Source organism: Chlorobiota bacterium (assembly GCA_016710285.1).
Lineage (GTDB): Bacteria > Bacteroidota > Ignavibacteria > OLB7 > OLB7 > OLB7.
This window is the reverse complement of sequence record JADJXR010000001.1, coordinates 420,186-434,267: the sequence shown is the minus strand read 5'-3', so window position 1 is coordinate 434,267 and position 14,082 is coordinate 420,186. Positions and strand designations below refer to the sequence as shown.

The 14,082-nt window shown below is 58.8% G+C and carries 12 protein-coding genes; 9 read left to right on the top strand and 3 right to left on the bottom strand.

The annotated features are described in order from the left end of the window. Nucleotides 1-73 precede the first annotated feature (73 nt). Entirely contained in the window at nt 74-517 is a 444-nt protein-coding gene (locus tag IPM61_01445) for a hypothetical protein (GenBank protein ID MBK8909970.1), read from the bottom strand. A gap of 385 nt (nt 518-902) precedes the next feature. Here IPM61_01445 and IPM61_01440 point away from each other — a divergent pair, with 385 nt between their 5' ends. From IPM61_01440 to IPM61_01415, 6 genes are all read left to right on the top strand, one after another. Next, nucleotides 903-3,032, top strand: coding sequence for a peptidylprolyl isomerase (locus IPM61_01440; GenBank protein ID MBK8909969.1), 2,130 nt, complete (start codon nt 903-905; stop codon nt 3,030-3,032). A 97-nt stretch (nt 3,033-3,129) separates the two neighbouring features. After that, nucleotides 3,130-4,488, top strand: a complete 1,359-nt coding sequence (locus IPM61_01435; GenBank protein ID MBK8909968.1) for a peptidylprolyl isomerase — start codon at nt 3,130-3,132, stop codon at nt 4,486-4,488. 51 nt (nt 4,489-4,539) lie between these two features. Beyond that, nucleotides 4,540-5,868, top strand: a complete 1,329-nt coding sequence (locus IPM61_01430; GenBank protein ID MBK8909967.1) for an insulinase family protein — start codon at nt 4,540-4,542, stop codon at nt 5,866-5,868. A 65-nt stretch (nt 5,869-5,933) separates the two neighbouring features. Further along, nucleotides 5,934-6,470, top strand: coding sequence for a DUF1572 family protein (locus IPM61_01425; protein ID MBK8909966.1), 537 nt, complete (start codon nt 5,934-5,936; stop codon nt 6,468-6,470). 96 nt (nt 6,471-6,566) lie between these two features. Further along, nucleotides 6,567-7,835 carry an insulinase family protein gene (locus IPM61_01420; GenBank protein MBK8909965.1) on the top strand — a complete coding sequence of 423 codons (1,269 nt, stop codon included), beginning with the start codon at nt 6,567-6,569 and terminating at the stop codon, nt 7,833-7,835. Nucleotides 7,836-7,902: 67 nt separating this feature from the next. Then, nucleotides 7,903-9,312: an insulinase family protein gene (locus IPM61_01415; GenBank protein ID MBK8909964.1), complete on the top strand. Its 1,410-nt coding sequence runs from the start codon at nt 7,903-7,905 to the stop codon at nt 9,310-9,312. Nucleotides 9,313-9,348: 36 nt separating this feature from the next. Here the strand turns inward: IPM61_01415 and IPM61_01410 are convergent, their stop codons facing one another. Then, complete coding sequence (locus IPM61_01410) at nt 9,349-10,107, bottom strand: hypothetical protein (protein ID MBK8909963.1); 759 nt, start codon at nt 10,105-10,107, stop codon at nt 9,349-9,351. Further along, a complete protein-coding gene (locus IPM61_01405; protein ID MBK8909962.1) occupies nt 10,104-10,244 on the bottom strand; it encodes a hypothetical protein in 141 nt (46 codons plus the stop codon). Before IPM61_01405 ends, IPM61_01410 begins: the two co-directional genes overlap by 4 nt. A 68-nt stretch (nt 10,245-10,312) precedes the next feature. Here IPM61_01405 and IPM61_01400 point away from each other — a divergent pair, with 68 nt between their 5' ends. The 3 genes from IPM61_01400 to IPM61_01390 all read left to right on the top strand — a co-directional run bounded on the left by IPM61_01400 (nt 10,313) and on the right by IPM61_01390 (nt 13,987). Next, a complete protein-coding gene (locus tag IPM61_01400) occupies nt 10,313-10,816 on the top strand; it encodes a TlpA family protein disulfide reductase (GenBank protein ID MBK8909961.1) in 504 nt (167 codons plus the stop codon). Nucleotides 10,817-11,014: 198 nt separating this feature from the next. Continuing rightward, nucleotides 11,015-12,745: a hypothetical protein gene (locus tag IPM61_01395; GenBank protein ID MBK8909960.1), complete on the top strand. Its 1,731-nt coding sequence runs from the start codon at nt 11,015-11,017 to the stop codon at nt 12,743-12,745. 171 nt (nt 12,746-12,916) lie between these two features. Beyond that, nucleotides 12,917-13,987: an Omp28-related outer membrane protein gene (locus IPM61_01390; GenBank protein MBK8909959.1), complete on the top strand. Its 1,071-nt coding sequence runs from the start codon at nt 12,917-12,919 to the stop codon at nt 13,985-13,987. Nucleotides 13,988-14,082: the final 95 nt, after the last annotated feature.

The window sequence follows — 14,082 nt, the reverse complement described above, 5'->3', positions numbered from 1 at the left end:
TGTAAGTAAAAAGATAGCAATCCGCAGCGAAGCCTTACCCAAGCACGTTTCTCAAAAATATTGCCTTCATCCCCTACGCCGATACCACCGGGCTGCGGCGCAACGACCCGTTCCCCGATTCCTCGCGCCGGATGCGGCACAGCACGCGCCAGCAAAACCCCAGAAGAAATCCCGCCGCCACAAGCTGTCCCGTTGCCGTTCCCGTGAACTCCACAAACCCCTGAATTGCGGTTGCCGAACCTTCGGCGGCTGAACTCTGGGCGGCTTCGCTGGTTGGGCTGGCAGCTTCTGCTGCGGTGTCGGCATTCACCGTCATGGTGATGCGTAGTTGTTGGTATGGCTCGCTGGCGGTGAAGCCGGGGACCATCAGCTCAATCCGTTGCCGCGTTCCTGCCGGGCGAACGTGCTCTTTCTTCCCCTGGTTGTCGGGCGTGGCACTGGCCTGCGATTGCACCATTGCGGCGCACATCAACATGGCCCAAAACAGAAAGCGAATCATGGCGGCGTAGCGTTTCATTGGTTGTATCTCCTTGCTGTTCATTCGTGATTGATCGGTTGGTCACCAACGCAGTTCCCTGCTGTTGTTGATGCAACCATACGCCGCTTTGCTGGCCAAGGTGCTACGGAAATACTACGGATGCCCCGCGCCACCCTGCCGGCGGGGGACCGCTGCTCCGTTCCGTTCCATTTCGTTCATCCCCCCTTGCTTACCTTGTTATTCCGGGTGGCCTTGTGTAAACTTGCAACCCTTCTTCAAAGATTGCCGCCGCCGATTACCGCGCCGGCTGCATCGGCGGGGAAGGGAATCGCAACGCCCGGTGCTCCCACCGTTGAGTGGGGGTTGCCCGGCGGTTTTTTTGCCAACGTCAACACGGAATTTTGCATTGCTGTCGTACCGCATGATGAGAACACCATTATTCATTCGGCTGCTGCTGGCATTGTTGCTGGGGCTGCCATTGGGGCTGCAACAACTTTCGGCACAGCCAAAGAAAAAAGGGGGGAAGAACACCCCAGCCGCTACCGAAGGGAAAACCGGAACCCCACCCCTAAGCTCCACACTGCTGGAGGTTGCCAACGAGAAATTCACCGTCCAGCAGCTTGCCGATGCCTTCCAGAAGAACGCAAATCGTGGTGGCAAAACCTTCTTTGAACTTTCGAAGGATAGCGCGCTGCAGTTCGTGAACCTGTATGCCGATTACCGGCTGAAGGTCCGCTCCGCGCTCGATCAAGGGTTTGATAAACGCCCCGAAATTGAGGCGGACATTGCCCAAAACCGCCGCCAACTTGCCGCCGCGCCCGCCCCAAACACCGGCTACTTGATTGAACGCAAAGTGGTGGACCCCGCCGTCCGCGACATCTTCAACCGCCGCAGCGATGAGCTGAAAATTGCCCTGATCTTCTCCAAAATGGATGCCTCCAATCCCGCCGATACACTCCGCGCCTACCAGCGCACCCTGGGCCTGATTGGGCAGATCCAAAACGGAGCCGACTTTGGCGGAATTGCCAAAGACTCCAGCGACGACCCCATGACCCGCACCAACAGCGGCGTGCTGGGCTGGATCACCAGCGGAATGATCCTGCGCGAAATTGAAGATGCCGCCTATGCCGCACCCGTCGGGAAACTGTATCCCGCCCCGGTCCGCGTTGCCTCCGGCTATGTGATCGTGAGGCTGATGGATCGCCAGCCGCGAATGAAAGTCCGCGGCGCGCACATCCTTCTGGAAACCGGCGACCGAAGTGCCGGAACGGTGGCTGCCGACACCACCGATGTTTGGCAACGCGCCCAGCAGACCTTGCAGCGGATCCGCAACGGCGAAGATTTTGCGGCAGTGGCGCGCCAAGTAAGCGACGACAAAGTAAGCGGCGAAAATGGCGGCGACCTGCTCAGCTTCTACACCCGCTCGTTGGGATTCGAGGCAAAGGAAGGGAAGCTGGAACCGGCGTTCGAGGATGCCCTGATGAGCTTGAAGGATGGTGAGGTTTCTGGAATCGTCCGAACCAGCTACGGCTACCACATCATCAAGCGGCTGGAAAGCCACCGCCCGACGTTTGATGAGGAGAAGGAGACGCTGCGCCAGCTGTACAAACGCCTGTTCCTTGCCGACGACCGCCACCGCTACGTCCAGATGGTGATGAAGAAGCAAGGGTTCCAGATGAACTCAACAACGTTGGAACGCCTGCTTGCGTCCGTCAACCAATCGCGCACCACTGCCGACACCGCGTGGGCAAGCGGAATCACCAACGACCTCCGCTCGCAAACGCTCTTCAGCTTCCAGGGGAACAACATCCGCGTGATGGATTGGATGGACACGATTGAAACCCACCCGGAGCTTCGCGCAACCGCACTGAACCGCGAGGGGGTGGAATCCTCCATCATCTCCGTTTTGGAAATGCCGGCATTGCTGAAAGAGGCCGAATCGCTGGAGCAAGAGTATCCAGAGTTCGGGGGGTTGATGAAGGAATTCCGCGACGGCATTCTGATCTTCAAGCTGGAAGATGAGGCCGTCTGGAGCAAGCTGAAATACGACTCAACCGAAGGCCGCGCCTTCTTCGAGCGGCACAAATCGGACTACAAGACCTTGCCGAAATATGCGGTGACGGAAATCCTTGTTTATAAAGAGAAGGAGCGCGACGAGGCGTATCGCCAGGCGCAAGCCGGGAAGATTCCGTTCGACTCCCTTGCCGCCCAATACACCCAGCGCCCGGGCTACCGCGAGAAGCGTGGGCATTGGGGGCTGGCAACCGTGAAAGGCTCGGACCTTGTGAAGCAGGTGCTGCAACGGAAACCGGACGCAAAAGCGGGGGATATCATCCCGCCATTTGAGTATCAGTCTGGTTGGTCCATCATTCGGGTGGACCAGGTGGAGCCGTCGCGCCCGATGTCGTTCCAAGAAGCCGAGAACGAGTTGCGCAGCGACTACATTGACGACCTGCAAAACCGCCTGCGCGGCGAGTGGATACAAGGCCTGCGCAAGCAATACAAAGTGAAGGTTGACGAAGGTGTGCTAACCAAAGCACTGGCCGCCAAATAAGGGGCTGGCGCACCGTTGTTCCTATTTCCAGTTTTCACGAATTGCCAACACGCTCTCGGCAGCCCGAATCGTCTATCGGGGTCCGCAAATTCATGCCATGAACATACTCTTGCAACTGATCGCGCTTGCGGCAACGTCCGCCATTATCGCCGCCGGGGCAATCCCCGCAGCGGCGCAACCCATTGGCGACGCGGCCACGATGCTTGGGGGGAAAAACCGGACGCTGGTGGATGGGGTGGCCGCGGTGGTCGGCAACGAGATTATCCTGGTTAGCGACGTTGTGCAGCGTGCCCGCTACATGGCCCAGCAAAGCCGTGGCGCGATGAACCCCGCCGACCCCAAAGTCCTGAAAGGAATTTTGCAGGAGACGATCAACGAAAAACTGCTGCTGACCCGCGCCCGCGAGGATAGCGTGGTGGCCAGCGAGGAAGAGGTCAACCGGGCGTTGGATTACCGCCTGCAGCAACTGATCCGCCAGGTCGGTTCGGAATCGCAGTTGGAGAAGGTGTACGGGATGTCCATGGAGCAAATCCGCCGCGAATCGCGCGAGCTGATCCGCCAGCAACTTCTGGTCCAGCGCGTCACCGAAACCCGATTCGACGGGCTGAAGGTAAGCGATCACGACCTGAACGAGTTCTACCAGAAATACCGCGACTCGCTCCCCAACGTGCCGGAGCAAGTGGAGCTTCAGCAGATTGTGCTGCTGGACAAACCCACCGACGCTGCCGTGGCCCGCACCATTGACCTTGCCCGCGCCATTACCGACTCGGTAAAAGCCGGGGGGGACTTTGCCGATTTCGCCCGCCGCTACTCCACCGATGCCTACTCGGCAAAGGATGGCGGGAACGTTGGATGGGTGAAATGGGGTGAGTTCGTTTCCGAATACGACAGCGCGGCAAAAGCCCTGGGGATCAACGAATACTCCGGCCCCGTGCGCTCGATGTACGGAATCCACGTGATCCAACTTCTGGAGAAAAACGACGTGGACCGGAAGTACCGTTCGCGCCATATCCTGCTGAAAATTGAGCAATCGGCTGCCGAGCGTGACACGCTTGTTGCGCGGCTAAAAAGCTACCGCGCCCGCGCGCTTGCCGGCGAAAATTTTGGCGAGCTTGCGCGGCAGTTCAGCCAGGACGACGACACCAAAGCGTTGGGCGGTGCGATTGGCCTAACCGTCCCCGACCAACTTCCCAACGACTTGAAAAAGGCGATTGAGACGATGAAGGAAGGGGAGATCACCGAGCCGCTTCCGGTGAAGTTATCGCCAACCGAAGGGGGCTATCACATCGTCCGGTTTGTTCGCCGCGTGCCGGCCCACGCCGCCGACCCCGTGCAGGACCGCAGCGTGCTGGAGCCGCTGGCCCTGAAATACAAGCAGGGGAGGGAGATGGAGAAATGGATAGAGGAGCTGCGGGAGGAGATTTACTGGGATATCAAAGCCACAGAGTTTCAGTGACGCAAGCACGCGCACCAGAAGCCACATCGGTTTGGGGCAGCGCGGCACGCCATGTTGGCCAAGCAATCGAACAAAGATTTCACGAACAAAAAAACTTCCATCGTGGACCAAGCAGTATCAACGCTTCCAGACATCACCTTCGACCGTTACCACTTGCCGAACGGGCTTGAGGTGATCTTGCACCAACGCACAGCAACGCCGATTGTGCACGTCTTGCTTTGGTATCACGTCGGGTCCAAGGATGAACCTGCCGACCGCACCGGCTTTGCGCACCTGTTCGAGCACATGATGTTCCAGGGGTCCGAGAATGTTGGCAAGACCGAACATTTCACCTGGATTCAGGGGATTGGCGGGGTGACAAACGCCAGCACCAGCCAGGACCGAACCAACTACTTCCAAACGGTCCCCCGCGAATATCTTGGCCTGGCACTGTGGCTGGAAGCGGACCGGATGCGCTCGCTGAATGTGTCGGAAGAAAATTTCCAAAACCAGCTTTCGGTGGTGAAGGAGGAGCGGAAGCAACGCTACGATAACCAACCCTACGGCCTGTTGTATCTGACGATGTTGGAGATGGTGTTCCAGGGGAGCAGCTACGGCTGGGGACCTATTGGCGACATGGCGCATTTGGATGCCGCACCGCTCCGGACCGTGCAGGAATTCCACCAACAATTCTACGTCCCCAACAACGCGGTGCTGATTCTTGCTGGCGATTTCGAGCCGGAGGAGGCGCGCCGTTTGATTGCCGAGCAGTTTGGCAACATCCCCGCCGGGGCGGCGATTCAGCGCCGGTTCAGCCCTGCGCCCCCGCTAACCCAGCAGGTTCGCCGCACCATCACCGACCAGGTCCCGTTCCCTTCGGTTACTATCGGGTTCCGCGCCGCCCCTATTGGCCACCCGGACCAACAAGCCCTGGCCTTGCTCACCAATATTTTGAGCGGGGGGACTTCAAGCCGCTTTCAACAATCCATCGTCCACGACCAGCAGCTGGCGTTGCACGCCTACGCCCTTGCGCTCCCGCAGGAACGTGATGGAATGCTCCTGATACAAGCCAGAGCAATGCACGGCGTTTCGGCGGAGAAGTTGGAAGCCGCCTTGTGGGAAGAGCTTGAAAAACTCCGCACCGACGGCTGCACCCAGCACGAACTTGACGCGGCGTTGAACCGGACCGAGGCTTCGCTGGTGCGCGGGTTGGGTTCGGCCCAAAGCGTTGCCGATATGTTGGCGCAGTTCCACGTTTTCCAGCAGGACCCGGCGCGCGTGAATCGCTTGCTGGATGAGTATCGCGCCGTCACGGTTGGGGACTTGCAGCGGGTTGCCCAGCACTACCTTTCGCCAAGCTCGGCGGCGGTGCTTCACTACTTGCCAGAGGAATGGGACTGAACATTGCAAACGCCCACTGAGTAGAAATCAGAAGAAGCATTCTTCAACAAACCTCACACAGCCCAATGGCCAACGCGCAGCATTTCCTTGATGTCATCATCGCCGATTTCCGGGCAACCAAGCGGTTGGGCGAGCGGGCAATGGCGCAGCTTCGGGATGATGAGATGGATTGGTCCCCCGATGGTGAGTCCAACAGCATCGCGATTATCGTCAAGCATCTTTCCGGCAACATGATCTCCCGCTGGACCGACATCTTCACCACCGATGGCGAAAAGCCGGACCGCAACCGCGATACGGAGTTTGAAGGGGCAGCCAGCAGCCGTGCCGAGGTGATGGAGCAATGGGAACGGGGTTGGGGCAAGCTGATGGAGACGCTGGAATCGCTCCGGCCCGAGGACCTTGAGCGGACAATCCTGATTCGTGGCGAGGGGCATACCGTGGTGCAAGCCATCATCCGGCAGACCTCGCACTACGCCTACCACGTTGGGCAGATGGTGTTCCTTGCCAAGCACCTGCGAAGCGAAGGTTGGCAAACGCTTTCGGTTCCCAAAGGGAAGTCCGAAGAGTTCAACCGGCAGATGCTGGCATCCAAGAAGCCGTAATCAAGAATCCGAACGAACGGAGCATTCGGCTCAGTTGCGGGACTCAACACAACTGGCCGCACGTTCGTACCGGCCATACATTTTTCAACACTCACATTGATTGCAACAGCAAACGAATTATTCACTGAACTTCAGCTAGAGAACGGGCTGCGGGTGATTTTGCACGAGGACCACACCACGCCGATCGTCACCATCAATGTGCTGTATCATGTTGGCTCCAAAAATGAGCAGCTTGGGCGCACCGGGTTTGCCCACTTGTTCGAGCATCTGATGTTCGAGGGGTCGCGCAATATTCCGCGCGGTGCCTACGACACGTGGTGCACCTCGGTCGGCGGCGATAACAATGCCTTCACCTCCAGCGATGTCACCAGCTACTACATCTCCTTGCCAAGCAGCCACCTGGCGTTGGGGCTGTGGTTGGAGTCGGACCGGATGGCGGAGTTCGCCATTGAGGAGACTTCGCTCCGCACGCAGCAGTCGGTGATTGCCGAGGAGAAACGTCAGACGATTGACGAAACCCCCTACGGATCGGCCCAGGTGGTGCTGCACGAAATCTCCTTCCGTGCGCCCCATCCGTATAGTTGGGACACCATCGGGAGCATGGAGGATGTGGCCGCCGCAACCATGCACGATGTTCGGGAATTCTACCAGCGGTTTTACGTCCCCGCAAACGCCGTGTTGGTGGTGGCCGGGGATTTCAACCCCGATGACGCGCTGCCGTTGGTGGAGGGCTATTTCTCCACGATCCCTTCCGGCATCCACGCCCAGCTTCCCGAGGCGGACCCTGCGCTCCGCTGCTACGGCGGCTACCGTTTGCTGAACGACCGGGCCATTGCGCACCACGCTGCGTTTCTGGCGTGGCACGTGCCGTCGCTGCGCCACGCGGACAATCCCGCCTGCGACCTTCTAACCGGAATTCTTGGCGATGGCGAAAGCTGCCGGTTGTTCCGCACGCTGGAGTATGAGATGGAGATTGCCAGCGAAACCGGCTGCTACTTGGACGAAGGGGAGCTTGGCTCGCTGATGGTGGCCTATGCCGTTGCCCAAAGCAACCGCATCCCCCCTGGCAGCCTGACCCAAGCCTTGATTGCGGCGGTCCGCGACATCGCCGAAAATGGAGTGACGGAGCGGGAGCTGGAAAAAGCACGCAACCGGAAGATGACCTCCATCACCCATTCGCTGCAATCGGTTTCCAATCGGGCCGAGCGGCTGGCAATGTGCGCCGCGTTGCTGAACGACCCCGCGCTGGCGTTCGCCGAGGCGGAATTATACGATTCCGTCACCGCCGATGATATCCAACGGGTGGCAAGGGAGTATCTTTGCAACGCCCAGCCGAACGTTGTGGAGTATCGCGCCGTCCGGTGACATCACCCCCTCTGGCGGCCGAACAGTATCTATCCAATGGCATTTCATAACGACCTTCATTGATTCCATGATCTCGAACATCAACGTGACACACCGCACCGAACCGCTTGACCGCTCCCGCCCGCCGGAGCCTGGGCGCGCAAGCCGCGCCGGATTCCCATCGTTTGCCCTGTTGCATCTGCGCAATGGCGTGCCGCTGTACATCGTGGAAAACCACGGGCAGGCCTATGCCAGCCTACAGCTGGTGCTGCGAAGCGGCTCACGAAACGATGGCAGCCTTCCCGGGCTTGCCACGTTTACCAGCGAGCTTCTGCTAAGCGGTGCCGGCCAGCGCACCATGCAGCAGATTGCCGACGATGTTGACTATCTGGGCGCGGTGTTGGATGCCGGAGCCGGGCGCGATGAGATCACGGTGCGGCTTGGGGTGCTTACCCGATTCCTTCCGCAGGCGTTGGAGATCATGGCCGATGTGGTGCTGCGCCCAACCTTCCCCAGCGATGAGCTGAACCGCGAACGCCGCCAGTCCATCGCCTCGCTGAAGCAAAGCCAGTCGGACCCGAACTACTTGGCCGCAATCCAATTCCGCCGCGAACTTTTTCGCGGGAACCCATATGGGACCGAGGTTGAGGGGACCGAGGAATCGCTGAAGAGCATCCGCCGCGAGGATTGCGTGCGGTTCCACCAGCAGCATTTCACCCCGGGCAACGCCTTCTTTGTGGCCGCCGGCGATGTGAACCCCGATGCGCTGCTGGCGATGCTGAACGAGAAATTTGGAGATTGGGAGGGGGCCGCGCCGGAGGAGGGGGAGTTCCCCGAACCCACGCCCGCGGCAACGCCACGAACGGTGATTATTCACCGCGCTGGCTCGGTGCAATCGGCGTTGCAGGTTGGCGCGTTGGCAATCAACCGCAACCACCCTGAGTACATCCCGCTGGCAATTGTGAACACCCTGCTTGGCGGATATTTCAACAGCCGCATCAACCACAACCTGCGCGAGGTGAACGGCTTCACGTATGGCGCGCGGTCGGCGGTGGATGCGCCGCTTCACATGGGGACGATTTCCATTTCCACATCGGTCCGCACCGAGGTGACGGCCCCGGCCCTGCGGGAGATTTTCAAGGAGCTGAAGCAGATTGCCACCCAGCCTGTCACCGAAGAAGAGTTGGCGATGGTGAAAAACTACGTGATTGGCTCGCAAGCATTGCAGATCGAGACGCCGGGGCAAGTTGCCAGCTTTGTGAAAGCCGTGGCCCTGTACGGATTGTCCGCAACCTACTTCGACAGCTTCCCCGACGAGGTTCGTTTGTTGGATGCCGAGCAGTTGTTGCAGGTGGCCGCCCGATTCCTGCAGCCGGAGCGGATGACCATCATCATCACCGGCGATGCCACGGCAATCCAAGATGAGTTGAAGGAGTTCGGCCCGGTGGAAGTGGTGGATGAAAAAGGAAACCCGTGCGTGCCGGTAACGGAGGGATAGAGGTTCTTGCTGGTGAGTATCGGCGGATGCTGTTTCTCATTTCGTACTCTTGCCGCCGGCCAGCATCCTCCGGTTCCAAGCATCGAACATCATGCTGGGGAGCGCGGCGGGGTGGCTGTTGAGCAGCTCAGCAAACAGTTGCCCCAGCCGGTTGGCGCGGATGTCGCGAGGGTCCTCTGCTTCGCCCGTTAGCAGCAGCCCTTCCCCGATCTCAATCCCCCAGCCAATAAGGTCGGCAGCGTGGCGGCTATCAAGGGCGCGTGCAAGCCAGGCCGATGCAAAAAAATGCTGAAGTTTATCGCGGTCGTCGCCGTTGGGAAGGTCGGCAAACAGGCGTTGCGGCAGCTTGGCAACGCGCCGGTCAAATTCGGCTTGCCCCTCGAACGTCAGCGGCAGCGTAAGCCCGATTGAGAACTGAAGTTGGCGATGCTCCATGGTGGCAATGGCCGCAGCAAGAAGCGCAAGGGTGTGGTCGCCGTCGGTTTCAAAAAGGGCGCGGCGGTAGATTTGGTCCACGGCTTCCAGGCCGTTGGTGTCGCTGCTGGCAAGTGAGTCCCGCACCCACGTTCGAGTGTTGTAGGCGGCGCGAAGGAATCCGGGGAGAAGAATATCCAAGGGGTCCAGCAAGGGGGTGATGGAGGCCGGAAAAGTGGGATTGGCGGAAGAATCGGCTTGGGCAACGCCCCTTGCCGAAGCCGCGCCAAACAGAAGGAAAACAAAGCTCATCCGCCAGATAAACCTGGCACAACGGGGGGGTGTCATCTGCCGCCGTGCGACGCTGGTATGCGGGATCATGGCCGGCAATATATCCCCGCCTGAAATGCTAACCATTGAATTGAAACTTCAGCCATTGAAGTTTTAGCTGGAACTTCAGCCATTGAAGTTTTAGTTGGAACTTCAGCCATTGAAGTTTTAGTTGGAACTTCAGCCATTGAAGTTCTTGCCAACATACTGCGTCAAGCATCCGCAACCGTTCCACTTGATAAACCGCAAGGAATCCATGAAAATCGTTCGTAGCCTTCTTCTAAGCAGCGCGCTTCTCGTTATCGGAACCGCCTGGGCCGCGGCCCAATCGCTTTCCACCTTCGGCAATATGCTCAGCACGCCAACGGGGGAACAGAAATCGGTGGCCCAGATTGGTGCCGGGAAAGTTACTATCGTCAGCTTCTGGGCAACGTGGTGCAAGCCGTGCAAAGCCGAAATGGCCGCCGTTGCCCCCAAGTACGATGAGCTGAAAGCCAAAGGGGTGGAGTATATCGCCGTCTCGATTGACAACACCAAGACGATGGCAAAAGTGGCTCCCTATCTTGCCTCCAAAGGATACCAATTCCCGGTGTTGCTGGACCCGAACAGCGAGGTCTTCCGCGCCGCCAACGGGACTGATGTCCCCTACACGCTGGTGTTCAAAAGCGACGGGACTTTGCACGCCAAACACAACGGCTTCCTTGAGGGGGATGAGGACAAATTGGTTGAGGAAGCAATCGCGCTGACCAAGCCAGAATAATGGTGATCTGCTTGATGGGGAATGGACGCAAGCCATTCCCCATCATCGTTCCAGCCATAGCCTTCGCCCAACAGCACGCAAGCTGACTCGAATCCTTCCCCCTCTGCGGATTTCTCCCATCAGATTTTTGTATTATCGCCCACGGTTCCCCGTGCGCGCGAACCCTCTTCCAGCTTCTAACCAACCTGAACAGCTATCGTGAATCTGCCACTACGCCTTTCCGCTGCTCTTCTTGCGTTTGCCCTTGCCCTTGCCGTTTCAATCCCTGCGGTGGCGCAGAACGGGACGGGCATTCCACGCATTGATTACTCCTTGTCGAACGAATTTCGTTATGGCATTGGAGAACGCTACGAAGGGGAGAACCCGTTCCGCAAGGAGTATCTGGAAAACCTGTTCAACACGCGGTTCTTTGTTGGGGATTTCACCCTCGGGTTCCGTGCGCAGATTGATAAGCCACGCGAGTACGGGCGCGACACCATTGGCATCAAAGAATACTACGCCGAGTTCCGCCGCGACGGGATTAGCGCACGCGCCGGAAACTTCTACAACCTGATTGGGCGCGGGCTGGTGATGAACTCCTTCGAAAGCCGCCCCATCGGGTTCGATGCCCCCACGCTTGGGGTGAAGCTGGGCTACGACGACGCAGACTTCTCCGCCCAAGCCTTCGGCGGGCTGATGGATTTTGCTGACATCCTGAGCAACACCCGCGTTGAGCAATATCTGCTTCGTGGGGCCTCGGGTGAGGTCCGCCCCACCACTGGGGTGGGGGTTGGCGGAAGCTACCTTGCCGTCAGCGGGCAACGCACGCCGAACGGGTTCCGCAGGCCATTCGACAGCTACTTGCGGGAGATTTTTACCCGCCTTAATTACAAGCAACTGAGTGCCTACCTGAACTACGCCGACAAGCGGAACCAGATCAGCGACTTCGTGCGGCAAACCGGGGACTCGAACGAGCGCGGGAACGGGTGGTACGGAATGCTTGGATACACCGGCGAGATGCTTAGCGTGACGGCCCAGTACAAGAGCTATCAGTTCGACCTTGTGAAGCCAAGTTTCCAGGCAACCAGCGACCGGCAGTCGCGCGCGCTGCCGTTCCAGAACGCGCCAACATTGGTCCCGGAGTACAGCAAAGCATTGCTGGACCGGAACCCGCACGCCGTTGATTTCAGCGACGAAGTTGGCTTCATGGTTGACGTGGTTCTTACGCCGATGGAGGAACTTTCCGTGACGCTGCAAGGCGCGGGGGCAAGCCGCCACAACGCCTGGCAGACGGTGATTATCCCAGCAGACACTACGCCGAATTCCAAAGAACGAACCGACTACCAGCGGCTGAACGAATCCCCCCTGAAGTTCCCCTCCTTGAGTGACATCACCTACTCCCCGTACTGGGAAGCATCGGCCCATGCGGAGTATGATGCCAGCGAGGACCTGACGCTTGGCCTGGCCGTGCAACGCCGCGACAACCGCGTCTATCGCGAAGGGGATGGCAAGCTGATTGCCCCGCACTCGGAAGATTACACGGCCTCCACCCTGATGCTGGAAGGGGAATACGCCATCACCAACCGCCATAACTTGCACGCGATCTTCGAGGTGCAAGATGTGTTCGACACCAAAAAGAAAACAGCAGCGAACGACAGCTTAGGAATCAAAGCCAGCGATGGAAATTTCAACAACGTAGCCCTGACGCTGGAGTTCACAAGCTCCCCCAAATGGTCCGTTGCCGGGCGGTTTGAATACACCACCACCGAAAGCGAGCAAGGGGGGCAGCAGCTGTGGGGAACGCTGAGCGGAACCTACCGCATTGGCGACGCGCACACCCTAAGCCTTGAGTACGGCTCCACCCGCGCCGGTATCGTCTGCACCGGCGGCGTGTGCCGGCTGGTGAACTCCTTCACGGGGTTTAGGATTGGGCTGGTAAGCAAGCTGTAAAATCGGTGGCGAGAAATGGAGATTGGGAGTTCCTTCCCCGGACCTGCCAGTGCTGGCCAAGGAGCCGTAAAAAAACTTTGGCCGCGTAGCTTTCCTGAACGTTGGGTGTTTGCTACCTTCGGCGTGGCAACGTGGCGCGCAGCATCGTATCTCACTAACTCTGGATGAACCATGAATAAACTCTCTACCCTTTTCTGCACAACTCTTCTTGCCAGCGGGCTTGTTGGGATAGCAAGCAGAGCAACAGCACAAGAAGCAACCTACGACCGCGTGGTGTTGATTGAAGAATTTATGAGCGCGACGTGCGTCCCGTGTGTGGAGGTTACGCCGATTATGAATGAAGCCGTGGATGCGGGGAAGGGGAAAGCCGTCTCCATCCGCTACCATGTCAACCAGCCTCAGCCGTACGACCCGTGGTACAAAGCCAATCCCGCAGATGTTGAGGCAAGACGCACCTACTACAGTCCGAACGATCCCCTTGAACCTCCGCACGCACGGATTGATGGAGCACTCTCATCAAAAGACTACATCATTCCTGACGCAGCCGAACGCCGAACCGTGAAAGCTCCAATCGGCATCGAAGTGACCCAGACTCCGTACGGAAGCAACGAGTACAACGTCTCGGTGAAAGTTACTGCCGGGCCGGACGGGCTGGATGGAGATTACCGCCTTCGCATTGTTGCGGTGGAGGGGTTGGTGGTGCGCGATGATTGGAAAGGGGGGAAGCCATTCCCAGGCTACAACGGCGAAGTTGAGTTCCACGACATCATGCGGAAGATGGTGAACTCACCCGATGGTGAAGCAATTACCCTGAAGCCAAACGAAACCAAAACCTTCACCGCTTCCTACACCCGCGGTGCCGACTGGCAGGCCAACCAGATGTACACCGTTGCCTTCGTGCAGAACGATGATGATCTGGCAGTGATCCAGACCGGATTCTCGCCAAAGTCGGCCAGCGGGGTTGAGCACGTTTCGGTGCGCGGTTTCTCGTTGGGAAGCGTCGCGCCGAACCCGGCCGCGAACGCCGTGGCCATTGGTTACACGCTTGGGGCAACGGCAGATGTCGCCATCGAACTCCGGAACGCCCTGGGCGAACACGTTGCCCGCGTTGAAGCAGGCACGCAGGAAGCCGGCACGTACCACAAGGGGATTGACCTAACCAACATCCCCGCCGGAAGCTACATCCTTACCCTCCGCGCCGGCGATTACGTGGCCTCGGAGCAAGTGGTTGTGGTGAAATAACAGCCCCATTCCAAGATCAATCAAACGCTGGGTCGGCGCGCAAGCACCGGCCCAGCGTTGTTGTTTTTTGGGGGGGAATCTATGCGTGGCTCCGT